The following is a 23,890-nucleotide window of genomic DNA, read 5'->3' as shown; positions in this document are numbered from 1 at the left end:
TGTTTTAGCATCCGGTTAAAATTGAAAATAAGGCACATTTTGGTTCGACTCCGGCTAAGGTCTTTGCAAATTAATACAGTTAAAGACTTTTAAACTTCTGCACTTTGAAAACAACTTACCACCTGCCCTTTTCTTTCAAAAATTCGATCCCTTTAAAAACTGCAACTTTCGCCTTTTCTATTTTATCAAATGCTTTTTTACCAAACGTATCGCCAATTTTGACCTTGTATTTACTTGTTTTTTTATCTTGAAAAATGAGTAGCAGACGCTCCTCTATTTTCAAATAGTGAGTCCCGTTCTTACTCTTCTTCCATTGCTTTTTTGTCCAATTCAGTAGTCTGCTTGATCTATTTCTTATCTCTTTCTCTCGTCTTGCTGGATTTACGTAATCCTCGGTCATTTTTTCAGCACAACTACAGCCAACTCGGAATTCGCTGCTCATTTCAGAATGTTCGACGACATGGACATACCTGATTTTTTCATTACCACACATCATACAGGTTTCATAATTAGTGTCGCTCTCCGACTGGTCATCTTCACGAATGTCGATTACATCCAGCAATATCCATCCTTTTCTTGGTATACCCGGCTGCTTCCAGTAGTTAGCCATAAATGAATTTTAAGGATTCTGTGATTTTGATATTACTAGCAATCATATCAACTGCTCTTCCAGCCCATCTCTCCAGATAATAAAGCCTTTTCGATCATCAGAATAATCATGAAGAACCCGGCTGAAATTGAATGGAACTGATTTCAAGAATTCCTGCCTGCCCTCGTTACGAATTTTACCTAAATCCTGCTCTATGGCTTGAAGGCTATTTTTAAGCTCTTTTATGTCCTTCGGAACGTGCCATAGATAAGTTGCTTCCTGAGTATCGAGGGTCTCTAGAATTACATGATATTGCTGGTCACCTGATAAAAGAAAAACAAATGCGAACGGACTCAAGACAAAACGGACCTTCAATACACTCCCTTCGTGTTGCTCCGATAAATATCGAAGATGCTTTTGATGTCGGAAGTTACCTTTTAGTAGTACATCATTCAATAATTCCTCACCGGATGGGTAAAGTGACTTGTTGTCTTGCTCGGATTTTATCTCCTGTTGAAGTTCAGGCTGACCGCGTATTAGACCATTTTTCCGAAAAAAGGTTTTTTCTACAAAACGGAAACGCACACCCTCTATAACTTCTCTGTTAAGTTTGTTTATATCATCTGATTTGGCCGATTGGGCGATGATCACTGCATTGTCGATGATGAGATTAATGTTGACAGAAATACTTTTCGATTTTAATATCTTTTCAAAGTATGGTTTCAATACCTCGAACTCGGGACGGATATTTAAATTCTCAATGTCAAATAATATGGTCTTCTCTAAATGTGGCAGCTGAAAATAAAACTGGACACTTCCGTATAGGAAATCAAGTGTATCAATCGGTACTTTGACATTTTTCTCAATTGTTTTTTCCTCATTAGACGTAATAGCAAAATCCCTTTCTTCTGGCAGGTCGAATAGTGTCCGCTGCATTTCCAGTTTTCTGTAATGAATATTCCTTTTCAGAAACATTCGGTTCAGGTAATCAATCTTAATGTCGCGGTAATCATAAATAATAGGTGTAATTTCTGAGCGTTGAACGCGGCCTATATACTGAACCAGTTTACCTTCAAAGGAAAAAGGATAAATCAAAAACAAACATTGGGTATCATGCAGATCGGTTCCCTCTCCGAAGTACTGTCCGGTTGTCAGCAGTACCTGGTAATTTTCTGATTTCAACTCTTTCCATTTTGCTATGCGACTGCTTTCCGTATCATCACCACTTAGGGTAATGGTTTCGAAAGATTTTTTCAAGAGCTGAAACATGGAATCAATATGATCCTTTCGCTCTGTAAGTATTACAACCTTTTTTCCATTATCAAGTTCTCTGGTCACATCGGCCAGGATCAGCTTATTTCTTGCCGAATCATGCACTAGCATTTTTGACAATGTCTCGAAATGATCCGTCTTTGGATTGTAAGGCAGGTCCAGGCCCGTATTGCGAATAATGATTTCAGGATGCTTTCTGGTGCTGATATCACCAGTTTTAATTTCTGAAATAACATCTCCTAAATGTATGAATATCAGTTTCCCATCAGTGTATTTTCTAAATGGCGTAGCAGTCAGGCCGTAGCAATAATAGGAATTTAGCTTACTAAGTGAATTGTAAAATGTCTCCGCTGGAATATGGTGGCATTCATCCACAATAATAAGACCGAAAGCGTTCTGTAATTCCGTGGTATCGATTTTTGACAAACTTTGAATGGTTGCAATGGTTATTTTTGTGCCAATCCTTACTTTACCCTGGCCAATTTTTCCAATTTCTCTTTGCGCAATACCCATAAAAGCTTCAATTCTTTCAGCCCACTGCTCAGCCAGTTGTTTTCGGTGAACAACTATCAGGGTGGGTTGTCGTTTGTCAGCTACTATTTTCAAGGCGATTACTGTTTTACCCGAGCCGGCAGGCGCAACAATCACCCCGATATCCTTTTTGCTGGATGCATGTATGGATGAAATCTGATATTCTCTGACAGCAGCGTTAAAAGAAAACCCTATACTGTTATGGAGTTTTCTTTTGTCAAGAAACTTGTAGGTGATTTTATTATCCAGACAAAAGCGCAGCAATTTACCTGTGAATCCCCGGGGCAAAATTAATTGATTATCCGATTCCTCTATAAAGTTGAAGTATCGTTTTGTTTGGAAGGTCGTTTTCCCGCTGTTCTTTTTAATAGCAAATTCTGTGTTAAAAATGTTTAGCTCTTCTGTTAAAAAATTGCTCAGTTGTACAGTCACGCCGCCACTATTTAAACGAAGTTTGCTGTCTAATGATACGGTTAATTCTCCGTGCTGGCCAGTCTCTTCATAATTACTCCCTGTAACTTTTAAATGGATTTCGTCCAGCCTTTCGGTGGGTACACGCTTGATGCCTTTTAAAAATCCCCACTGATCTGTGTAAGGAATCAATGTGTCCGGATTGATAAAACAACTGTTTCCTTTTTGAAAGGAAGGTTGAAACAATGGAAGAGCAATTAGATTTCCCAAGCCTTTTCCGGTTAACTTGTCCTGATTTGGAAATAGCCTGTCGAAACTTGAATTTTTATCAAAGATCGAAAACGTGCCGGATTCTGTTAACAAGGACATTATAACCTTCCGGCTTTTATGAGCGGGATACGGCTGGTCAAAGAAAATCCAGACATGGCCACCATTTCCGGATCGGGATCGTTCTAAATATGCAGGAATAGAAGAATCGGTGCAGACTTTGATAAACATCCTACTCTGTTCTATCCAATCCATTTCGTCAAAGTCTGCTGCAATAAACCAGGAAGAGTTATTTGTTAGTAGTGGATATAGTCCGATCAGCTGTTGTCCGTTGATATGTTTTGACAGCTCTGCATCCGTCAGTTTAACAGGAGATTTATCAGGATAATCTTGAAAAGTACCTCCATTTCTTTTGTAAGCACGGAACAAATATGGATCATAGCTGTACTTAGGCGCATACCCCTTTTTGCCATCTTTTTCCCAGTACGTGGCAAATACGTCATCGCGTCCTTTGAAAAGCGACTTGAATATATCCAGCTTTTGTTGAACCATATTCATCTTCCTTTTTGTATTACAACGTCTTTTTACAGTGAAGCCAATATTCTCGTTACAAATACCAAATGTTACAACCGGAAAGCGGGTGCCATCATTGTCTGTTCAGCTCTTGAAATCCCAATTTCACCTGCCAGTTTTTGCCATTGTGAAACGGATGATTTGACCTGATCTATGATTTGGTCCATCTGTTTTTCTCCCAGCCGAAAATACACCCCAACTTGTTTTGCTATCTCAATATCAAGTTGATTGTCTTCCATGTCAATGTTGATTGCCAGACCATCTTTATCTATGAATGGATTAATGTCAAAAGCGGGAGACAGACGCCACCCTTTGGAAGTCAGAATGAATCCGTGATTTCTCAGGTGATCATCGGTATTGGATATTGTTATATTAAACACCATTCGCCGCCAGAGCTGACTAAGATCTTCGTCTACACTACTTCCGGAAAATTGTATAAATTCAACCATATCCAGATACGACGGTGCATCGTCCCGGATAAGTTCTTCATTTTTTCCAGTCATTGTCATGGCAGAGGCAAAGTGGACTCGCGCCTGTCTGTCACGGTCAAAACGTTTGGTGAAAAAAGTATGGTACTTGCCGGCTACATGCTCCAATTTACTTTCCGCCATCTCTATACCTGCATGAACCGCCAGCTGGTAAGCGAGATATTCCCATGCAGCTTTGTCGGTGCTGTCATTTTTTGAAGGAAATTTGGCAATCCAGGGCTGTCCCAATTCATCAACAATATTAGCCTTGGGCCTGGCTCCTCCCAAAGAAGATCCTGGAGCCATCAGCATAGCCAGCCATTTCCTGACCTCTGCGGTGTCTTCGTTGGACTCAATCAGGGATGCTCCGTGTTGCAATTCACGTATAGTGGTCCAGGGAGGAGTGGGAGACACAGGATCGTTGTCAAGAAAAGATCCTTGTGGATCAAGTTTAAAACGCAAAGCTCCCATGCGGCTTTCATCATGAACGCCCAGAAGAAAATCAATGTCATACAATGTCTTCGATGGATTACCTTTTTCTTTGGCCTGAATAGAGGCTCTTCTTTTCATCAGGGTACGTCCCCAGGTATCTGGCATTGAATCCAGAAATACGCCGAAATTTTCTTTCTGATTTGGATATTGAGCACCGCCAAACCAGGCAATGTCCGGGTCCAAAAGAAGTTGCTCAGTTGATTTGATCCAATCAGGATCGTATGTGAAACTAAATGATTTTCTTCCTTTTGCTCGCTGGGCAGCCAGTATACCGATGCATTTTGGACCAGATATTCCTACCCAGTCAGCATAAACCCAAATGTCTGTCTTATCTGCCATATTATTATGATTTGCCGATCAATTCCAAATCTTGCAATTTTCTTCCAAAAGTATCGTCAGCGGCTAGTTTCAAAAAATCATCCTGTAATCCGAGAACTCTCAGTACATTGAAATATGCACCTAATGATACACTTGGATTTCCTTTTTCAATATGATATAATGTGGTCCTGTCAATACCAGCTCTTTCAGCTACCTGTATCGTCGTAAGTTTGCGTCTCTTCCGTGCCAGTTTGATATTCTCACCCAGCTGTTCAAGGATTTTTGTAAATTTGGGAAGAAGAATCTGTTTTCTATTGCTCATAAATGTTGTTTATAATCAACAATAATAAATAATTTGTTGATTATAAACAACATTTACTGAGATTATTTAATATTTATTAACCACCCAAAACGTCAACGTCTGTAAATTGAAATAATACACTTGATTAAATGTCTTTTCGAACAAGGGAAAAATCATCTTTACCATTTAAAAGATACCAGCTACAATCGTAACTGATATCAATTGTTTATGTTATCAGCTTAACTATTTTTTCTAAATCTTCTAAAAAGTGTTTCGACAACTGTTCGGGAAGGGGTACAAAAGCTTCTCAACGCAAGTTGACGGGCTTTTGTGCTTTTAGAAGCACAATAAATTACAATTAAAGGCATCTATCCTACTATTTTATTACCATTTGGGTTCGACTTTGGTTTTGGGAACCAAGCCGGAGTCGAATCGGTGCACATCTCTTGCAAAAAGAGCAATCTCTCGCTTATTCCACCTACCCCTTCTGTTTCCCATCCTTGTCTTCGAAATATAATGCCTTCACATAGGGATCATTTCTTATCTAAATAGATTGCAACTCCCAAAGACTCACAACTGTGTCTGATCGACGGAAGCAAAATACGTTTTGCCACGTTCAGTTACTGAGAAAATGGGCCGTTCGCTCTGACCACCAGCCCCACTACCGTCAGATTCCGTTCGATAATCAAGGCCCAAATAATTTCCCGGACTATGGCTTGGTCACCGAAAATGATCTCACCGTCATAGATAGTATTCGGTTCCGCTTTGAATCCAAAATTTTTTTCGATTAAGACTTGTGAGAACTGCCTTACAAAATTTATAAAGTTATAAGTGCCCGGGGACTTCGCAAATATCCGCACCATCATATCCCTAATCTCCTCGCTTGTAAGAGTCAACTTCGGCAGAGGACCAGTCATTGTTTTACTCATATTGATCATATCGGGTTAGTTTTAAACCACTCGGTAACATAGATTCCATATTCAATAAACGACAGGTTGCCCCGATCCCAATTATTGACAGCGCACAGATTTGGAAGTTCAGCAAGAAATCGCCGAAAACGTCCATGAATAAAAGCCCCACTAGCGATACTCTTACGCCGGGAATTAACAACTAGAAAACTTCTGATTTTTTCGATCAGCGTCTCGACAGAGTTACCGTGACTGGCGATGTCAGTCCCTGCCAGATCAGATATAAAAATCTGGTAGCGGTACTGCTCACTATCCAAGATCATGAGTTTTTTGTCTTTGTTATGGTGCCCTTTGAGTGCGACCCAGAGCTATATTGAGCTCGGCTTTTCGGATACTGATTTTTAACATGAGATAAATACGTCAATGGGACCGGCGTCCAAGTGCATATGGAGAACGCCAGTGATTGAGATTTTTGACAGGTTCATTGAGTCATATCTTGAACTTTTATAAACGATAGTTTGCTGAAAAGGGGATCATTTGCCGAGTGGGAACAGTTCAAACTCATTTATACCAAAATACCGATGGTATTCGCTAATGACCAACCGGAAACCCGACCGCGGAAAAGGAGATTTCCCTGCGAATTTCTGACGGATCTGAAAATTCCACTTATGTTCTCCAAATCGTCCAAACCGGTAAACTAAAAGTAATCAGTGAAGTCCGCGATCTCACTTTTTCAAGAAAAACGAAGCGACTTGAAATGAGCTTGCAAGTTGAAATTTTGTATACCAATCCCAGCATTACCACGCTCATGTTTACAAATCTTGCAACCGGCGCATCTGCGCTAACCAACGCCGATGCAGCCTGCCTCAATTCCTGTAAAAGTACCGCTCCAAATCAGCTAATTTTTTCGCTCGGCTCGCCGAGCGAGCACGATTTGACCCCGGGCACTTACAGCATTGCTTTTAATGGTTTAGAATTCCCTCAAAAGCTTATTGTCACAGAATAACACAAGAAATTTATAGAAATCGTCTCTGACTTTCGCCATGTTGCCGAAACAAATTAGAGTATAGGGTTAACTAAAAAAATGCGGCAGCGAACTCTGCCGTACTTTCTTTTAATCTAACCCATTATCATAAAATTACTTATACAACAAAGAAATGGTGTTCCAACTAATGCGTAAGTTTTAGGGTCTTATTGAGAAATGGACTTTCACTTATGAGACAAGCACTTACTATTCTGGTACTGTTGCATTTGCAGCTAGGCTGCAAAAAAGGCACTGACATCAAGCCAGGTGAAATTGAAGCTACTATAAAAGGGTATGTGATCTCCGATAACTGGGACAAAGGCCGTAGTAGTGAGGGGTTTGAAATTAAAATTAGCGCTGATAGCTATTTAATTAGAACTCAATTCCATCCGATTACGAAAACCCAAACTCATGTCCGGTATCAGTCTGGATACGCTACGAATCAGCCAGTCCAGATAGTGCAATTAAGCCACGAATCGGATTAAAATTCTGTCTATTCGAAAGAAATTATAATTAGAATATTGCGAATTATAAGTTGAAAGGGTTAATCCTCTAGTTCAGAGCACTTAGACTCTTCATAAATAAGGAAAAGCGGCATTCCCATCCTGGTACCTGATGAATGATTGGCTAAGTCAGTTTGCGTCTAAGGTTGACTTTTCGTGGTAGCTGATTGCTTTTACAGGCATAATGTCTATATGATAAGCTTTCAGACCATCAAGGCGGCCTTAATGAATCCTGTTCAATCATTAAGGAGCGAGGTAACCAGCTAGGGGATTAGGTTCTTACAACCGGGATGAAGGCCTAGAAAATCCTTTACACGAAAGTCGTGACGGTTTTTCGCCGTTCTTTTAATTTAATCCGTTTTAAGCAATCGAATTGTATAAATAGTAAATAGCAAATGGGAACATGTTCTTCTTGATACTTACTGAATATTTATTAAAAACCAGACCATGCCGGAACAAAGCAGTATAGAGGAAATCTTTTTCAGATATCTCTTGCAATATCAATTTGAAAAAACTGCTTAGCCTATTCCATGGCAATAGGTATACATCTATATCTGAAGCCCCCTTCTGTTATAAGTAATTCAAGTCTATGGTTTTTTGACGTCTACAAAAGACAAACCTTTTTTATTCTTTGAATTTCAGGAAGCTGCCAGGATTTACTATGAGAAAAGCGAACAGCATTTTTGTGAAACCAAAATTCACGAAAAAGACAGGCGGAATTTGAGAGTCAACCATATCAAATACTTTTACCATTTCTAAGCTTATTAAATTATGCAAGCAAAAACAGTATTATCAGTTTTATTAGTAATCTTTGGAACATCATTCCAATCATGCAAACGAAATAATTCAATTGTTCCAAGAAGTGATCTGCACGTCCCCAAAATTGAGGAAATACTAAAAGGTAACGACCAAAATCTGGTCAACCTACTCAATAAGGTAAGGGGAAGCGTTGGAAGACGAGGCGCAGGGTCAAAAACCATATGGAGTAGAAAAAACGATTATGGCTTAGGTTTGTATATAAGTGCTAATCATGTTTATAACATATCTGGATGGAATTCCCGAAATGCCCAATTCTTTGATTTATCATCGGAAAACCTTGGCATTTTCGAAACTTCACAAATTCCTCCAGTTAACGGAAGCATAGCCTTAGGCAATACGCTGATAGCAGATTTTCCTCTCATGCATTTTAATATTTCTTCTGGTGCCACCAATAAGACCCTATTACCTATAGAGGACTTTTATTTGGGCATCATCGATAATCAAAGGGCTGAGCAAGGACCGTTACCCAAATATCCTGAACTTATTAAAACCTCTGCAACATTACAGCTATATGATCCCGAAAACCGTACAAAAGCAAATCAAACATGGAATACCTCTATTGCAGGTGAAAAAGTAATTGCAGTTGGCTATCCTCAGGATAAGACCAACTATCCCAATGGGGCAGCTGCTTATGGTAAAATATTATCAGATACAGAAGCTACGCAAGCCATCCAAAAATTGAAGAGTGCCGGAGATGCCGAAGGAGATATTGCTTATAATTCGAGCGCCGAATTTTTTGTAGAAGCGCAAGCAATAGCTGGTATGAGCGGAGGGGGCGTATTTAACTCAGATGGGCAATTATTAGGGATCATGGTAAGAGCGAGCGATAATGAAAATGCCCCTAAGATCATCAGAGTAGTTAAAATGTCTTATATTAAATCTACAATGAAAGATTTTTACAATAGCTTATCTGAAACAGACAAGAGCAAAATAAGGCCGTTTATAAATGGTGAAATATGATCAGGCATGAGATTAAATAAGATGAATTTTGGCATATGTTGTTCTTTAGAACGAGAGCATCAAAAAGTGTGGAAACCTCATGCCGCCTGCTGGATGGTATCAGGATCCTTGGGTTAGATTACATGTAATAGCCAATACTAGTGTTAAGTTAACTGTGATATGACGTATAAAGACTGTATCTTAGTCAAAAAATGGCTCATGATACGGTATCATATAAAACTGACCAAGACAGAAGTTGAAGAGTTAATGCAGGTTATCAATAAAGGCTCTCATAGCACACAGACTTTTAGAGCAGCGTATGTTCTCTTGAATAGCGATGAAGGAGAATATTCTCAAAAAGTAACTAATGAACAAATCAGTAATGTGTTGCGTATTGGAATGAAAACAATTGACAGGATAAAAAGAAGTTTGTAGAGGATGGTTTTGAAGCAACTTTGGAACGCCGGAAGACTACCCGTATATATGAGCCCAAAATAGAGGAAGAAATAGAAGCAAAACTGGTGTCACTCAGTTGCAGCGGCCCACCAACAGGTTTTGCTAAATGGTCTTTACGGCTTTTATCGGATAAAATGGTGGAATTAAAATTTGCTCCGGAATATCCAGTAAGTCTTCTAAAAAGTGTTTCGACAACTGTTCGGGAGGGGTCTCGTAAACGTGATTGCCGTGAACCCAATGCTACTCGAACCAAGCCTTACCAGTAAAATTCTTTAGATCACAAATTCTTCTTAAGATATTGATGTAGGTTTAAATCAGCGATTAAACGCAAATCGGGCAGTAAATCGTTCGAGATTTGTAAAGTTGCCACCACAATCGTTCGCAAGTTGCTAAACACTTGCGAACGATTTCAAATTATTCTATTACATGTTATTTTCATATCGTGATGTACATTAGTGATATTTCTAAAACCAGAATGGTTGCAACAGGAATTATTTACAGAATTAATCTTATTACATCTCACCACTACTCTGTTTCTTTGTATGCGTCCGATAAAACCATATTTTAACAGATCCGCATAGTTCGTAATCTTGTTTCATGAAAAATGAGACAGAAAAAATGCGTGAGCTGTACGATCAGTGGCAGACGCAAGGCATAAGCAAACAGGCTTTTTGTAATCAAAATGGTATGGGATACCATAAATTCAATTACTGGGTGAAAAAATTCCGGCGGAACGATGTGACCGCCGCAATTCCAATCCGTGGGTTCAGCCAGATACCAGTTCAACAAGCGGATTTAATTGAGCAAAACCAACAGGCACTGGCCGCCATTACTTTTCCATCCGGAGCGCGTATAGAGCTGTTCGGATCTCTTGACGCATCTTTTATCAAGAAGCTCATTCTTTAATATGCTGGCTTTACCTCATAGTTGCCGGTACTTTTTGTACCGGAGCCCGACGGATATGCGTTTTGGCATCTATAGCCTGGCTGGCTTGGTCAGAAATGAACTGGGCTTTGATCCGTCAAGTGGTGATGTTTTCGTTTTTCTGGGTAAACGGCTTAATCAGATTCGTTTGCTCCAGTGGGATCGGGACGGGTTTGCGATGTATATCAAAAAGCTGGAACAAGGCACTTTCGAATGGCCAAAGGGTGAAGATATATCCATCACCAGCCAGCAGTTGACACTTCTTCTGCAAGGTGTAATGCTGGATTCGGTCCGCCTCAGAAAACGGTATCAGCACGTAAATTAGGCCAATAAAATATGTAGAAAACTCTATTAAAAAGTGCCATATAACGTTGTATGGCTAGTTTTTATTCCTTATCTTCGAGGTATGAAAGACGCAGCAACGGACTATAAATTACTTTATGAACAGGCACTTGCTGCGCATCAAAAGGTAGTCGCTGAAAAGGATGAACAAATCCAGGCGCTGAACTTTGAGCTTGATAAATATAAGCGGTATATATTCGGAAAAAAGAATGAGAAATTGGCCAGCGTACACACGGACGTAAACCAGATTGATCTCTTTGAGCTGGGAACAAGTCAGCAGCAGCAAGAAGAACTTTCACAGCAAGCGGCTGACATTGTGAAAGAAAAAGCTCCTGCTAAAAAACGCGAAAAGGGGACTGGAAGAATGATACTTCCTGAGAATCTGCGCCGTGAGATCATCATTATTGAACCTACCGAAGACGTTACCGGCTGCACTGTAATTGGAGAAGAAGTCACAGAGGTTTTGGATCTGATTCCTGCTGAGTTCTACCGTACGACGGACCGTGTAAAGCGTTATATCCGTTACAAATATGCCCGTGCTAATGGTGAAGGCATCATAACGGCATCACTTCCCGACCGTGTGATCGAAAAAGGCATTCCTTCCGAAGCAGTTATTGCTCAAATGGTGGTGGATAAATATGTTTTCGGTCTTCCGCTTCACCGGCAGATTGACAAGTACAGACGGTTAGGAGTAAATGTTCCTGCATCCACAGCCTCTGACTGGATCATGAAAGGCTGGCAGCACCTGACCCCTTTATGGGAGCTTTTAAAACTCCTGGTTCTGAATCAAAAGTATTTACAGTTGGATGAGACGCCGTTGAAAGTGCTTGATAGAGACCATAAAAATGGGATCCATCAAGGCTATGTATGGATATATAATGCCCCGTGTGATAAGTTGACGCTGTTTGATTACCGGAAAGGCCGCGACCAAAGCGGCCCTAAACAAATGCTGGAAGGGTATGCCGGTATACTTCAGGTTGATGGATACTCTGTCTACGAAAAGCTTTTTGGCGATCATCCTGACTGCTACCAAACAACTGGGAGAAGTTCAGAAATCTCGAAAATTAACCCAGAATTACTTTTACCAAATTAGCAAGACGGGTATTGTCGGAGCGATACGTTTCTTTGCGGTATTAAGCAAGTATATGGAAAGTTTAAGAGAAAGGGAACTTAAACCATCCCGTAACAGGCGAAGACCCTTCTATAATGGCTATACGTATCGGTGCATAGTGAGCGTTAGTTAGATCCATTTGTACTTTTACTGATGATGCTATTTGATAACTCATTCAATTTGCTTTGGGAATCGGCTGTCACAATATTAGTTACTATAAATATGCCAATTTTTTGATCCGGATATAGCGCAATCCAGGAAGAATGGCCAAAGGTGCCTCCGTTATGGTATAACATTTTGTTCTCTTTGTCATAATTATACGTATTCCAGGCATACGCTCTTCCATACTGGACATCGCCAGCCAACCGATCCATTGCCTGTTTAACGACTTTGTCATTACTCTCCAAATACATCTTCATATAATTAAGCATGGCACTTGTTGAAGATTTTAAGCCTCCTGCATAATTGTAATACCCATTTATTATGGGCATAGGCGCTCCCTCATTATTTTTTCCGACAGACACATTAGAATTTCCATCATTTTTCAACTTCGAAAAAGTGTTTTGTTCACCCGAACGGGAAAAGATATATTTTTGAAATAGTTCATGGAACGACGATTTGTAAACATGCTCTAGAATATACCCGGTCAACTGGATCCCAACACCTGAGTACTGATAATTTTTACCCGAATTGTTAGTTAGTTTGACATTTTTTAATTGTTTAAAAAAGTCTTCTTTTCTAAAAAGTCTAAAGCAATCTAATTGTTCATCTGTTGTTTGCGCACTGTCATTACAGTTGATAGTCGGGGGAAGTCCTGATGTATGGGTAATTAGATGACGAAATGTTATCGGCTTGTTACCGCTTAAAATCAGGTTTGGATAGTTATCATCAAGATAAGATCTTATATCATCATCGAGGTTGATTTTATGGTCATATACAGCTTGGGAAAGCAACAATCCGGTATAGGTTTTGGTTATCGAGCCTATTTCATATATCGTATTACTGTCTGGTGTTTTACCATTACCTATTTTGCCATAATGAAATTGGTGTATTTTACCTCCTATATACATAGCGCCCGACACCACTGTGTAACCAGTGGATTTCATCAACTTAGCCACTTCCTGAGTTATTATTCTTTCTATTGAATCCTGAGTAGGATTTCGTCGTTCAGAAATTGGATACGGCGTTTCACCAAATACACATGGTATGGAGAGCGACAGGCAAGCAAAAAAAAACAGAGTCTTAACTTTTATAATTGATGTAAATGATCTTTCGCTATTCATAAATTACATAATTTACTTTATCAACGCCTGTATTACCTGTCTTTTCGTTGTAAGCGTACAAGATCAGTTCGTAGTTTCCTGCTGCATTTAGAAGGTAATCGCCCTCAAATAGATTTGTCGATATCAATGACATTTTAATGTCTTTGATATGTTTTCCATCTCTTTTTAGTATGCCGATCACTTCAATCTCATCGGAGTTCCAAACGCCCCCTTTTTCAACAACGCATCCGCACATCATCACAACGTTAGCCTGAATTTGGAAGGGCCTGTCTTTAACGGTGTTCAGGGGGATGTACTGGTGGGTACGCGGTTTTAAAATATCAAAGATGAATCCCGGAATTTCCAGGATGATTCCATCTCCTAAAATATCCCGACCGGGAATCAGCCATAATTCAGTACTAACTTTTGCTTGTGCCTGCTTGTGATTAAATGGAGAGACCACCTCAATGCTAACGAATACGGGTTCGTCAATATCAATTTTGGCTAGGAAACCTGCTGTTTGGGCATCAACGACTATACCTCTTCCTGTTTTAGGATTTTTCATGATCAGATCTGTATTACCCGTACTGCTGGTTGTTTTACCTTCAGCCAAAATCTCCTGATTTATCTTATTTCTGATAATTACATAAGCCCCGCCAATAGAGCTGCCAATAAATTTTGCATCTCTCGCTTTTGCCCTTACTATTATTTTTGTTTCGGTGGCAGAAACAATGTTACAATAGAAAAGAAATGCCGTAACAAAAATCAGGACCTTCATTTGATATTTGTTTTTAAGAATTCTTCCTTGAACCTATTATTAAAAGACTTGTTTTTCAATTCCATATCTATGCTGTCCAGGTAGTGAAGGATACCCAGATCATCAGCTAACATTTTTAAGATCGCTCTTTCGCAACTTTGCCAGATCTGCTCTAACTGCGGCAACATTTTCATTGCTTTGTCTGATAGTGAAACCATCTGCTTTCGCTTGTCTTCACTGTCCTTTTTAACATGCAGATAGCCTTTTTCTGCCATCTTTTTGACAATAATCGCTACCGAAGGATGCGTATATCCCAAGCACTCGGCAATAGCTGCAATGGGTATTTCTTCCGCGTTTTGCAACAGCATAAATATAAGGTACCAATTTGGCTCGATATCTATACCGAGTTCTTTATAAAATCTTCGCACATCATGGGATATGCGATCACTGATCCTTTTCAATCTGCTATCGAGTGCCTTGTACCCCAGATCTTTGATAAAGTCAGAATTCATTTAATGTTTATTTTGTGACCACAAATATATATAAAAAAACAAAGTCAACTATATAGTTAACTTTGTTTTTTTATGATATGGTAAATCTCTCTTACATCAAACCTGGAGGCAGAGATAATGTTACATATTCCGGAGCCATGGTCAACGCGTTCCTAAAAAGAATTCAGCGCGTTACGCTACACTTTGACCATGCTAACTTGCTGATTTAAATACTTAGATTTGATGATTATAAACACAAATCATTGGTCTAATTCGCATGAAACAGCATGGTCAAGCATGCAGAAATGTCCAGGTTGATTGTTTCCATGGAACTTTGTAGTAAGGTAGAGTTGATTAAATTTGTTCGAGTCTACAAATATAGAGAAACTGAGAATTCGTATTTTTATCAGTATAATTTGAACTACTATAGATTTTAAAAAAATGGGATCAATCCGACCAATTAGAACATATCATTTTCTACCTTATAAATATGGTTTAGAATTGTTATTGGATATCGGGCATATTGAAACGTTGAAACATTATGTGTTAGACAGCACATTACATCAAGTTAGTTTTTACGAGATCATTTTTATCCAGGAGGGATCGGGAACGTTTACCCTGGATGAAAACAAAATGTCGATAGCCCCGCGGGCAATCATTTTCATCAGCCCCGGGCAAGTTCGCCGATGGGAAATTGAGGAGAAGGTAAAAGGCTACACCCTATTCTTTGACAAAGATTTTCTCCATCTATTTTTTTCGGATGAACTATTTCTGTACCGGCTTCAATACTTTCATCAGTATCTACATCCTGCCGAAATGCATATAGCTGAAAGATCATTCGGGAAATGTCTGGCACTTTTACAGGAAATTGAGCAGGAGTTTGAACAGATCCAGAATGATAGCAATCATTTGATCAGATCAATTCTGTATCAGCTTCTTATTGTGCTCAACCGCTATTATGCGGATGTTTACGATGTTCAGCGCGATACGTATATTCAACCCGATTTCTATAGATTCCGGTCTTTACTGGAAAAAAGATTTTTACAGGACCAGACTGTTGAAACCTATAGCAAAATGCTCAACGTCAGCCCGGGATATCTTAATAAAATTTGCAGGCAATTCAGCGGGTCATCAGCGAAGCAAATGATCCATAACAAGTTGATTTCAGAAATAAAGAAAGAACTGCGTCAAAACAAATCTGCAAAGGAGATCTGCTACCAATTTGGATTCTCTGATCCATCTAATTTTAATCGTTTCTTCAAAAAGTTCACCCAAGTAACGCCTCATCTGTACCGGAAAAAAATATAAATGACAATTTTAAATACAAAATGACCTTTTTGCACGGTATGAATATTCCCAATTTTACAAAAAAAAGGAATATGATAAAATTCACTGCACTTTGTCTTTTATTCGTAGTTTTAAACCTGCTTCGGGTAAAGGCAGAACAATTATATGTAAATCCCCAGGCAGGTAAAGACACCAATTCCGGATTAAAGGCCCAGCCGTTAAAGACACTGGCTGAGGCAGCCAGGCGCGTCAACCAAAACAAAGCGCAGGAAGAAACAACGATCATTCTTTCAGAAGGTGTTCATCTGCTCACACAAACCGTCCTTTTTAACAATGATAAATATAGCCTTAATAACCGTCTCATCATCCGCGCGGAAGGGATGCCTGATGATACGGGCTGGACCCCTCGTAAAATGCCGGTCGTCATAACCGTCGTCCCCCTTGAGCCTGGTGTTGGCGGAGAAGAAGCAAAAGGTATACAACCCGAGGTAAGCCATGTTACTATTGAAGGGCTACGGTTTACAGGCAGTCCAGATTATACTTATCTCGATGAAAATAATTTACGGCGATCTTACCCGATATGGCGCGATGGAAAAAAGCTGGATGATTTGCTTGTAACACAATGTCTGTTCGCTGGAAACGTAGATGTATTACCGTTACATGTCGGAGTTATAGCCAATGGCTATGGTCTGGTTATCGATCATTGTGTTTTTTTCAATTGTAAAATTCCGGTTGTTTTTTGGAAAAACGATGGAAAGACAGGCGGCCGTGGCGCAATGAGATATTCATTGGTATACGGTGGTTATTTCTGTGGTGTTTGGACCACACAAGGTACCAATGGGGATGAGTTCGACTTTCATCATAATATCATAGCTAATACGAGTACGATATGGATAAGAGAAAAAGGAAGCACGCGCCGGTATAAAGCTTCTAATTGCATTTTTGTCAATTATGATAAATTGGCAGGATATGGAAGTGGCCCATTGAGCGGAAATGATGCCACTTCAACAGATTTTTTGGAAATGAAAAACATACAAATAACTGGAACTGTAACCATCGAAAAGGATCAGAGTAAACGCAATTACCTTCAATTAGCAGAAGGTTCGATAGGTTCAGGCCTAAAAGCAGGGCTTTTCAAAAAATCAAATATTTTTCAACCTCCAAAGGCTGGAAATGACCAGTTTGAGTAGATCTAAATCCAGTTGTATACAGGGCCTTACAGTCATATATGCGCTTCAAAATATCGATAGGAAACGTAATAAGCATAACCTATACAAAGTGAAACAAACAACTCCAAAGGCAGGGGGTGCAATATTCAAACTTAACGTAGCAGCTACCAGACCACAAATTGATTGGAATTTAAAAATAATAAACCCAATTTAATCATTCAATACTATGAAAAAAATCATGGTCAATTGTGCGACGCTTTTATCATTCAGCATCACAACCCGGGCACAAGCAGTTCTGGACAAAAACCATGACGCATCAGATAAAAATGGTGAAGCATTCAATTAACAATACAACAAATACAAGAGATAGATTCATTTTCATTTCTCTGAATGTCAAAACATTGACAGTTAGCAGCAATCAAGTTTAAAATATGAAACATCAATCTAGTAAAGCTTTCTTTTTGTTGCTCCTATTAATGCTTTTGTGTGTTACACTTAAGTCACAGACAAAGAGCAAGTATTCAGATGGGGTTAAAAATAAAATAGCACAAGTTGAAAATAATTTAGCCAGTTGGGTAGAAATAGAAAATACGCCTAAATGGAATTTGCAAGAACGTATGAACTTCTATAAAATAAAAGGGTTAAGCATTGCCGTCATAAAAGATTGTAGACTTGAATGGGCTAAGGGTTATGGCTGGGCTGATTCAGCAGAAAACAGGCCGGTCACCCCTTTTACTCTCTTTCAGGCGGCTTCAATGAGTAAATCTCTCAATGCATTAGGCATGTTGAAGTTAGCAAAAGACAAGAACATCGACTTAAACAGCGATATAAATAGCTATCTACGTTCTTGGAAATTCCCTTATGATTCAGTATCAAGGGGCAAGAAGATCTCTATTTTGAATCTACTAAGCCATACAGGCGGTATAAATATTAGTGGCTTCGATGGCTATGCGAAGACAGATTCAGTACCAAATATCATCCAGATCTTAAGCGGAAGTAAGCCTGCAAACAGCGATGTGGTAAGGTCTGTTTTCGAACCTAGTTCAAAATACAAGTACTCAGGTGGTGGAACAGTCATCTCCCAATTAATTATTGAGGATGTATCCGGCAAAAATTATGCTGATTACATGGAAAGCAATATTTTGAGACCTATTGGGATGCAAAATAGCTTTTACACGAATACAATATCAAAAAGCAAATTAAAGCAGTTAGCTACAGGTTATAATGGAGACCAGGAGGTAACGATGAAATATCATATTTATCCGGAAAAAGCAGCAGCCGGATTATGGACGAATCCGACCGAATTATCAAAATATGTTATAGAAATCCAAAGATCATTAATAGGCAAATCAAATAAGTTACTTACACCAAAAATGACGAAACTTATGCTTACGCCTTATCTGGATAATTCCTCAGCATTAGGTGTTTTTATTGAGGATAAAGATGGCACCAAGTATTTCAGGCATGGTGGCGTGAATGAAGGTTTTACAAGCCTGTATTTTGGTAGCGTAGAAAATGGAAATGGCGCAATAGTCATGTGCAATTCTACCGATAAGACGATTCTCTATGAAATCATCAATAGCATTGCAATAGTTTATAAATGGAAAAATTACTATAAGCCCGTATTGAAAAAAGTTATAAAAATTGACAGTAGTGAATTAACGAAATATACTGGCAAATATACTTCCAATGATCGGGAGTACATCATTTCGCAAGACAACGGAAATTTATTTTTAGAGTTAATGGGACAAAAGTGGCAAGTTTATTTTACTTCCGACACTGATTTTTTTATGTACCAGGCTCCTGGAATTAGCCATCAATTTATTCAAAGCAATAACAGAATTAAAGGATTTCAAATTAAACTTGAAGGAGGCAAAGATATTTTCGTCAAAAAAGTGGTATAAATACTATAAAGGTATCGTTGGGCCTATTAAACTGCTCACCAGTTATTGAAGCTTATTTCGTTAACTTATAATATTTGCTACTGAGTAGTCGCCATAATGAGACTGTGCCCATTTTTTAACACCAAATGATTATCTATCAAAAAAAACTATTAACGAACATTATCAGTAGTACCGGAACTACGGCCAAAACGGTTAACACACCTAGGATGTTACCGTATATGCTGATCATTTTATCAACTTTGCGGCCTGTTCAAAAGATAAGGGCGGTGGACAAAACCCCTCGGGTGATATTATCGCTTTGAGCGTTATAAATAAAAATATAAAATCATGATATTACTTAAATCTATTATAATCACAGGCTTATTTCTTGGTCCTGGTTATCTATCAAATGATCACAGGCATCAAAAGAATGATATCCATTCCCACCTAGTGGAAGGGCATTTCACTGCAAGTGACCGAAAAGAATCAATTTCTGTGATCAAACCCAAGCTCAATGCTGACGGAACCGGGTGCGATGGAAAATGTGTACTTAGGCTACGTTTTTCAGACGAACATACACCTCCAATTGAGATTGAAGATTGTATTGGCGGGACACCCGTCAATCTGGGAGATCTCGATGGTGATGGGAAAGATGAAATCGGCATACTCCGGGAATGGTTTCATAGTTGCTGGCACAATTACAACGTGTACACTTTTAAACATGGGCAATGGGAGTTTGCAGTTCCGCCTATACCTACACATTGCAATCAATGGGAAAGCGGGCTAAATCCTATTGTAAAAGATCTGGAAAAGAAAGGGTATTCTAAAATCAACTACAGTGTTATGATCAAATCCAACATTATAACTGAAAGTAAAATCTTAAAAGTTAAATAATTTAGCCCATGAGCTGTATTTACTGAATGTTCAGGAATTCATTGATTTCGGGTTAGTCCTGGCAAAATATTTTAGACCTCTAAATTCCCATTATGAAAAAGTGCCTGTTACTCCTGTTGATTTTACATAGTTACTCCCTGGTACAGGCACAAAAAGTAGTAGAACCATCTACAAAGACGCACCCCGAATGGTCGAGGCCTTTTCCACCGTTTCAAATTGTGGGTAACCTGTATTATGTAGGTACTGCCGATCTGGCTTGCTTTCTTATCGTAACGCCTAAAGGCAATATCCTGATCAACACCGGGTTGGCATCGTCTGCGCAACTGATCAAAGCAAATATTAAAACCCTGGGCTTTAAACTTTCAGACACAAAAATACTGCTGACCACCCAAGCGCACTTCGACCACCTTGGGGCGATGGCAGCAATTAAAAAAGTCACAGGTGCTAAAATGATGGTAGACTACGCCGACGCGCTGGTTGTAGCCGATGGTGGCCTTTCTGATTATGATCTTGATGGAAAGGTTCGTGTATTTGAACCAGTAAAAGTTGACCGCCTATTACACAATTCGGATAGTATTAAGCTGGGCGGCATGAAATTAACGATCCTCCATCATCCCGGGCATACTAAAGGATCCTGCAGTTATCTATTTGATGTGAATGACAAAACGCGAAAGTACAGGGTATTGATTGCCAATATGCCTACCATAGTTACGGAGAAGAAATTCCCGGATGTACATACTTATCCAGATATCGCTAAAGATTACTCGTATACACTGGATGCGATGAGGCACCTGAAGTTTGATATTTGGCTGTCATCACATGGCATACAGTTCGATCTGTTAGCAAAGCACCGGCCCGGCAGTGCTTACAACCCGGCTGCCTTCATGGATAAAAAAAATTATGAAGAGCAAATTGAAGATCTGCAAAAGGAATATGATCAGAAAGCCGGCCAGCTATGATATTGAAATCTTTCATGTGATACAATTCAGGGAATAAAATGCCTCTACGCTTATGGCGCAACCTTAGAAAACGTGGTAAAAAAACTTTACCACAACAGAAATTGCGACAATGGAAAAATGCAACGGGCGCAGAGATAGGAATTTTAAATAACTTTTTGATGAAAAAACGAATCAGATTTATTTACATGTTCTCTTTGATGTTGTTACCCTGCTCGCTACTTGGGCAGACGCGGCAAACCATCGAACTCGCGAACCTGTACAACAGCGCGAATCCTAGGGCTGCCAACAGAGACGTCCAAATTGTTTCGAGTGATACAGGAGCTTACCTAAAGATATTGGAAAGTAAAAAGGAAGGTATTGTGTGGCTACCATTCAAGGACTTTAAAAACGGTACAATTGAAATTAAAATGCGGGGAAAGGATGTTTTTCAGCGGAGTTTCATTGGGATCGCCTTTCACGGCGTCAATGATACCACTTATGACGCCGTCTATTGCCGTCCCTTCAATTTTTTTGCGGCTGATTCTGTCAGGCGAATTCATGCCGTGCAATATATTTCACAGCCTAATTTTACCTGGGAAAAATTAAGAAAGGAAAAAAATGGGGTCTTTGAGAAAGAGATCATCGATCCGCCCCACCCCAACGATTGGTTTACCATGAAACTTGTGGTTGACAACAGAACTGTTAAAGCGTACATTAATAATGCATCCCAAGCTTCACTAACAGTTGAGAAACTCAATGATCGTACATCAGGAAAAATAGGGCTTTTTACAGCAGATAGCAGCGGCGGAGATTTCAAAACAATTAAAATAAACCATAGAAATTTGCCAAAAAAAATATTTCCGGTCTATAAAAAAGCAACCAAAAGACGGGTTGAAGTGCTAAATTGAACTTTTGTGCTTCTATCAAAATTTATATATTCACTGAACTAAGGGCATCAAATCCCGCCTTTGAGCAATAACTGCCCGTCACAGACAATTCTAAAGAACACTTTATGAGAAGAACATTTTTACTGATTACAATTGGACTGTTATTATTTAATCTCACATTTGGTCAATCAGCACAATATAAGCAACTTGACAGCTTAGTTAACTCTCTTTTTAAGCAGAAAATGTTCAATGGAAATGTGCTGATTGCAGACAAAGGGAAAATCATATTTGAAAAGAGTTATGGCCTTGCTAATGAGAAAACCGAGCAAAAAATTAATGACCATACCATATTTGAGTTGGCATCTGTTTCCAAACAATTTACTGCTATGGGAATTGTTTTGTTGGAAAAACAAGGAAAACTGAACTATGACGACAAAATTTCAAAATATACTCCCGAACTAGCTTTTTACGGAAACATCAGCATAAGAAATTTACTAAATCACACTGGCGGGCTTCCCGACTATATAGAATTTTTTGAACAAAAGTGGGATAAAAAAAAATTGCTACCAATCAGGATATTGTAAATGTCTTCGCGAAATACAAACCGGAAGTTATTTTTCAACCCGGCGAAAAATACGAGTACAGTGATACAGGTTACACTTTATTAGCGTTGATAATAGAAAAAGTATCAGGTAGAACATTTGGACAATTTTTGAGTGAAAACATCTTTCAACCATTAAAAATGAAAAATACGTTTATCTACAGAAGTAGATTTGAACCAAAAAAAATAAATAATTATGCTCTTGGTTATGTTACAGATAGCTCAGGACACAAAGTGCTTCCCAATACTTTTGGGAAAGAATTTTACACTTATTATCTGGATGGAATCGTGGGCGACGGAACAGTAAACGCTACAACAGCGGATCTGTTAAAATGGGACAGAGCCCTTTATACCGATAAATTGATAGATTCAAAAGAAAAAGAACTAATATTTAATTCTGTAAAAACCAACGATGGAAAAGAGAGTAATTATGGATTTGGGTGGTTCGTAGGGAATTCGAAAGAATATGGCAAAATCGTTTATCATTCTGGAGGTTGGCCAGGTTATTCCACTTATATAGAAAGGCATTTGGACAATGACAAAACTATAATAATCCTGCAAAATCATTCTAACGCGAAAATAAATTCATTTTTACAAAAAGCAAGAACGATATTGTATAATTAATCTTAAAAAAGTATACATTCAGTGATTGAATTCGTATGGTTACGAATCGTTACGGAGAACCGCATATTAAAGTTGGGCCGAGTATTAGTCTTGGCTATGCTAACATCTCTAAATGTAGCAATTCAATAATTTTTCATGAACGGTATTGTTTAGTAATGCAATTAAATTTAGATTTTTATACAAACATTTATATTTAAATCATTGTTTTTGCATACAAAAAAGTTTTAAAAAATAGGTGCCTTATTCGGGGAGTTCGAATTTCAAAACCACTCTAAAATATTGCAAACGTTGATTTTAGCACTAGGTGCAAATTCCAGCGAGATCACGTCAACGACGATTTACTTGGTCCCACTGAGATTCGAACCGCATAAAATTGTATGAGCATCATTTAAATATTTAGCTCTTTAAATACGTCAATGCACAACCAATTTAGATATTTTTTGTAAATCATCGAGGAATTGGTTCGACATCTGTTCTGGAAGGGGTATAGAAGCCCACAGCGAACAGCTAAGGGGTATTTCGGTTTTCTTCCTTTTGGAAAGTGCTTTTTTAGCTTTACCAAGCATGTTTTGTTCGATTCCGATTCAGCACTTTACGAGTAATCTAAATTCTGATCAAAAACTTCCCACGGCACAAAATGAAAGATGCGGACGCGCGGGAATATTTGAAAATCTGATCAATCGGATGGTATCAAAGCCACCCCATACTTGTAAGATGATTATCAATTCAAAGCCTAATTGAATGTGATGATTCTCCGAAATACCACCGACTTCGGGCACTCGTAAACCGCCGATTCATTGGTGGGTAAACTAAAAAGATTTGTCAGTTTCCATAAGCATTGAATAAGTCA

The 23,890-nt window shown here is 38.9% G+C and carries 23 protein-coding genes; 14 read left to right on the top strand and 9 right to left on the bottom strand.

Annotation, left to right across the window (positions count from 1 at the left end):
* Window positions 1-115: 115 nt before the first annotated feature.
* From IEE83_RS09130 to IEE83_RS09105, 6 genes are all read right to left on the bottom strand, one after another.
* Entirely contained in the window at window positions 116-610 is a 495-nt protein-coding gene (locus IEE83_RS09130; RefSeq protein ID WP_194120283.1) for a hypothetical protein, read from the bottom strand.
* 42 nt (window positions 611-652) lie between these two features.
* Entirely contained in the window at window positions 653-3,622 is a 2,970-nt protein-coding gene (locus IEE83_RS09125; protein WP_194120282.1) for a DEAD/DEAH box helicase, read from the bottom strand.
* 71 nt (window positions 3,623-3,693) lie between these two features.
* Window positions 3,694-4,941, bottom strand: a complete 1,248-nt coding sequence (locus IEE83_RS09120; RefSeq protein WP_194120281.1) for a type II toxin-antitoxin system HipA family toxin — start codon at window positions 4,939-4,941, stop codon at window positions 3,694-3,696.
* 4 nt (window positions 4,942-4,945) lie between these two features.
* A complete protein-coding gene (locus tag IEE83_RS09115) occupies window positions 4,946-5,242 on the bottom strand; it encodes a helix-turn-helix domain-containing protein (RefSeq protein ID WP_194120280.1) in 297 nt (98 codons plus the stop codon).
* A gap of 599 nt (window positions 5,243-5,841) precedes the next feature.
* The gene (locus IEE83_RS09110) at window positions 5,842-6,159 is read right to left on the bottom strand and encodes a hypothetical protein (protein ID WP_194120279.1); all 318 of its coding nucleotides are present in this window, start codon (window positions 6,157-6,159) and stop codon (window positions 5,842-5,844) included.
* A complete protein-coding gene (locus IEE83_RS09105; protein ID WP_194120278.1) occupies window positions 6,156-6,452 on the bottom strand; it encodes a hypothetical protein in 297 nt (98 codons plus the stop codon). Before IEE83_RS09105 ends, IEE83_RS09110 begins: the two co-directional genes overlap by 4 nt.
* Before the next feature lie 434 nt (window positions 6,453-6,886).
* Here IEE83_RS09105 and IEE83_RS09100 point away from each other — a divergent pair, with 434 nt between their 5' ends.
* From IEE83_RS09100 to IEE83_RS09075, 6 genes are all read left to right on the top strand, one after another.
* On the top strand, window positions 6,887-7,135 hold the full coding sequence (locus IEE83_RS09100; RefSeq protein ID WP_194120277.1) for a hypothetical protein: 249 nt from the start codon (window positions 6,887-6,889) through the stop codon (window positions 7,133-7,135).
* 1,292 nt (window positions 7,136-8,427) lie between these two features.
* On the top strand, window positions 8,428-9,435 hold the full coding sequence (locus tag IEE83_RS09095) for a S1 family peptidase (RefSeq protein WP_194120276.1): 1,008 nt from the start codon (window positions 8,428-8,430) through the stop codon (window positions 9,433-9,435).
* 198 nt (window positions 9,436-9,633) lie between these two features.
* Window positions 9,634-9,849 (top strand): hypothetical protein, encoded by a 216-nt coding sequence (locus IEE83_RS09090; protein ID WP_194120275.1) that lies wholly within the window; start codon window positions 9,634-9,636, stop codon window positions 9,847-9,849.
* Window positions 9,850-10,467: 618 nt separating this feature from the next.
* Window positions 10,468-10,776, top strand: a complete 309-nt coding sequence (tnpA, locus tag IEE83_RS09085) for an IS66 family insertion sequence element accessory protein TnpA (protein WP_194120274.1) — start codon at window positions 10,468-10,470, stop codon at window positions 10,774-10,776.
* Between the two features lies 1 nt (window position 10,777).
* Window positions 10,778-11,119, top strand: a complete 342-nt coding sequence (gene tnpB / locus IEE83_RS09080; RefSeq protein WP_194120273.1) for an IS66 family insertion sequence element accessory protein TnpB — start codon at window positions 10,778-10,780, stop codon at window positions 11,117-11,119.
* An 81-nt stretch (window positions 11,120-11,200) separates the two neighbouring features.
* Window positions 11,201-12,229 carry an IS66 family transposase gene (locus IEE83_RS09075; RefSeq protein ID WP_228101742.1) on the top strand — a complete coding sequence of 343 codons (1,029 nt, stop codon included), beginning with the start codon at window positions 11,201-11,203 and terminating at the stop codon, window positions 12,227-12,229.
* A gap of 143 nt (window positions 12,230-12,372) precedes the next feature.
* Here IEE83_RS09075 and IEE83_RS09070 read toward each other — a convergent pair whose 3' ends face one another.
* Genes IEE83_RS09070 through IEE83_RS09060 form a run of 3 tightly spaced genes read right to left on the bottom strand, consistent with a single transcriptional unit; the run spans window position 12,373 to window position 14,778 of the window.
* Window positions 12,373-13,530, bottom strand: coding sequence for a serine hydrolase domain-containing protein (locus IEE83_RS09070; RefSeq protein WP_194120272.1), 1,158 nt, complete (start codon window positions 13,528-13,530; stop codon window positions 12,373-12,375).
* Window positions 13,523-14,287, bottom strand: coding sequence for a hypothetical protein (locus tag IEE83_RS09065; RefSeq protein ID WP_194120271.1), 765 nt, complete (start codon window positions 14,285-14,287; stop codon window positions 13,523-13,525). Before IEE83_RS09065 ends, IEE83_RS09070 begins: the two co-directional genes overlap by 8 nt.
* Window positions 14,284-14,778, bottom strand: a complete 495-nt coding sequence (locus tag IEE83_RS09060) for a MarR family winged helix-turn-helix transcriptional regulator (protein ID WP_194120270.1) — start codon at window positions 14,776-14,778, stop codon at window positions 14,284-14,286. Before IEE83_RS09060 ends, IEE83_RS09065 begins: the two co-directional genes overlap by 4 nt.
* A 420-nt stretch (window positions 14,779-15,198) precedes the next feature.
* Between IEE83_RS09060 and IEE83_RS09055 the strand changes: the two genes are divergently transcribed.
* From IEE83_RS09055 to IEE83_RS33265, 8 genes are all read left to right on the top strand, one after another.
* Window positions 15,199-16,065 carry a helix-turn-helix domain-containing protein gene (locus IEE83_RS09055; RefSeq protein WP_194120269.1) on the top strand — a complete coding sequence of 289 codons (867 nt, stop codon included), beginning with the start codon at window positions 15,199-15,201 and terminating at the stop codon, window positions 16,063-16,065.
* Window positions 16,066-16,136: 71 nt separating this feature from the next.
* Complete coding sequence (locus IEE83_RS09050; protein ID WP_228101741.1) at window positions 16,137-17,234, top strand: hypothetical protein; 1,098 nt, start codon at window positions 16,137-16,139, stop codon at window positions 17,232-17,234.
* 410 nt (window positions 17,235-17,644) lie between these two features.
* Window positions 17,645-19,117 (top strand): serine hydrolase, encoded by a 1,473-nt coding sequence (locus IEE83_RS09045; RefSeq protein ID WP_194120267.1) that lies wholly within the window; start codon window positions 17,645-17,647, stop codon window positions 19,115-19,117.
* 327 nt (window positions 19,118-19,444) lie between these two features.
* Entirely contained in the window at window positions 19,445-19,990 is a 546-nt protein-coding gene (locus tag IEE83_RS09040; RefSeq protein WP_194120266.1) for a hypothetical protein, read from the top strand.
* Window positions 19,991-20,082: 92 nt separating this feature from the next.
* Entirely contained in the window at window positions 20,083-20,949 is an 867-nt protein-coding gene (gene bla, locus IEE83_RS09035) for a subclass B3 metallo-beta-lactamase (protein ID WP_194120265.1), read from the top strand.
* 158 nt (window positions 20,950-21,107) lie between these two features.
* Window positions 21,108-21,836 (top strand): hypothetical protein, encoded by a 729-nt coding sequence (locus IEE83_RS09030; protein WP_194120264.1) that lies wholly within the window; start codon window positions 21,108-21,110, stop codon window positions 21,834-21,836.
* Between the two features lie 104 nt (window positions 21,837-21,940).
* The gene (locus tag IEE83_RS33270; RefSeq protein ID WP_262893221.1) at window positions 21,941-22,399 is read left to right on the top strand and encodes a serine hydrolase domain-containing protein; all 459 of its coding nucleotides are present in this window, start codon (window positions 21,941-21,943) and stop codon (window positions 22,397-22,399) included.
* A complete protein-coding gene (locus IEE83_RS33265; protein WP_310588575.1) occupies window positions 22,375-23,040 on the top strand; it encodes a serine hydrolase domain-containing protein in 666 nt (221 codons plus the stop codon). The genes IEE83_RS33270 and IEE83_RS33265 overlap by 25 nt, the downstream gene beginning before the upstream one ends.
* Window positions 23,041-23,890 lie beyond the last annotated feature (850 nt).

The sequence above is a fragment of the Dyadobacter subterraneus genome (assembly GCF_015221875.1).
Classification (GTDB): Bacteria; Bacteroidota; Bacteroidia; order Cytophagales; family Spirosomataceae; genus Dyadobacter; species Dyadobacter subterraneus.
The sequence above is the reverse complement of the archived record's forward strand: the minus strand, read 5'-3'. Positions and strand labels throughout refer to the sequence as shown.

Excerpts from the sequence above, each read along its gene's own strand:
- IEE83_RS09130 (WP_194120283.1), bottom strand. The coding sequence starts at position 610 with ATGGCTAACTACTGGAAGCAGCCGGGTATACCAAGAAAAGGATGGATA.
- IEE83_RS09125 (WP_194120282.1), bottom strand. The coding sequence starts at position 3,622 with ATGGTTCAACAAAAGCTGGATATATTCAAGTCGCTTTTCAAAGGACGC.
- IEE83_RS09120 (WP_194120281.1), bottom strand. The coding sequence starts at position 4,941 with ATGGCAGATAAGACAGACATTTGGGTTTATGCTGACTGGGTAGGAATA.
- IEE83_RS09115 (WP_194120280.1), bottom strand. The coding sequence starts at position 5,242 with ATGAGCAATAGAAAACAGATTCTTCTTCCCAAATTTACAAAAATCCTT.
- IEE83_RS09110 (WP_194120279.1), bottom strand. The coding sequence starts at position 6,159 with ATGATCAATATGAGTAAAACAATGACTGGTCCTCTGCCGAAGTTGACT.
- IEE83_RS09105 (WP_194120278.1), bottom strand. The coding sequence starts at position 6,452 with ATGATCTTGGATAGTGAGCAGTACCGCTACCAGATTTTTATATCTGAT.
- IEE83_RS09100 (WP_194120277.1), top strand. The coding sequence starts at position 6,887 with ATGAGCTTGCAAGTTGAAATTTTGTATACCAATCCCAGCATTACCACG.
- IEE83_RS09095 (WP_194120276.1), top strand. The coding sequence starts at position 8,428 with ATGCAAGCAAAAACAGTATTATCAGTTTTATTAGTAATCTTTGGAACA.
- IEE83_RS09090 (WP_194120275.1), top strand. The coding sequence starts at position 9,634 with ATGATACGGTATCATATAAAACTGACCAAGACAGAAGTTGAAGAGTTA.
- tnpA (WP_194120274.1), top strand. The coding sequence starts at position 10,468 with ATGAAAAATGAGACAGAAAAAATGCGTGAGCTGTACGATCAGTGGCAG.
- tnpB (WP_194120273.1), top strand. The coding sequence starts at position 10,778 with ATGCTGGCTTTACCTCATAGTTGCCGGTACTTTTTGTACCGGAGCCCG.
- IEE83_RS09075 (WP_228101742.1), top strand. The coding sequence starts at position 11,201 with ATGAAAGACGCAGCAACGGACTATAAATTACTTTATGAACAGGCACTT.
- IEE83_RS09070 (WP_194120272.1), bottom strand. The coding sequence starts at position 13,530 with ATGAATAGCGAAAGATCATTTACATCAATTATAAAAGTTAAGACTCTG.
- IEE83_RS09065 (WP_194120271.1), bottom strand. The coding sequence starts at position 14,287 with ATGAAGGTCCTGATTTTTGTTACGGCATTTCTTTTCTATTGTAACATT.
- IEE83_RS09060 (WP_194120270.1), bottom strand. The coding sequence starts at position 14,778 with ATGAATTCTGACTTTATCAAAGATCTGGGGTACAAGGCACTCGATAGC.
- IEE83_RS09055 (WP_194120269.1), top strand. The coding sequence starts at position 15,199 with ATGGGATCAATCCGACCAATTAGAACATATCATTTTCTACCTTATAAA.
- IEE83_RS09050 (WP_228101741.1), top strand. The coding sequence starts at position 16,137 with ATGATAAAATTCACTGCACTTTGTCTTTTATTCGTAGTTTTAAACCTG.
- IEE83_RS09045 (WP_194120267.1), top strand. The coding sequence starts at position 17,645 with ATGAAACATCAATCTAGTAAAGCTTTCTTTTTGTTGCTCCTATTAATG.
- IEE83_RS09040 (WP_194120266.1), top strand. The coding sequence starts at position 19,445 with ATGATATTACTTAAATCTATTATAATCACAGGCTTATTTCTTGGTCCT.
- bla (WP_194120265.1), top strand. The coding sequence starts at position 20,083 with ATGAAAAAGTGCCTGTTACTCCTGTTGATTTTACATAGTTACTCCCTG.
- IEE83_RS09030 (WP_194120264.1), top strand. The coding sequence starts at position 21,108 with ATGAAAAAACGAATCAGATTTATTTACATGTTCTCTTTGATGTTGTTA.
- IEE83_RS33270 (WP_262893221.1), top strand. The coding sequence starts at position 21,941 with ATGAGAAGAACATTTTTACTGATTACAATTGGACTGTTATTATTTAAT.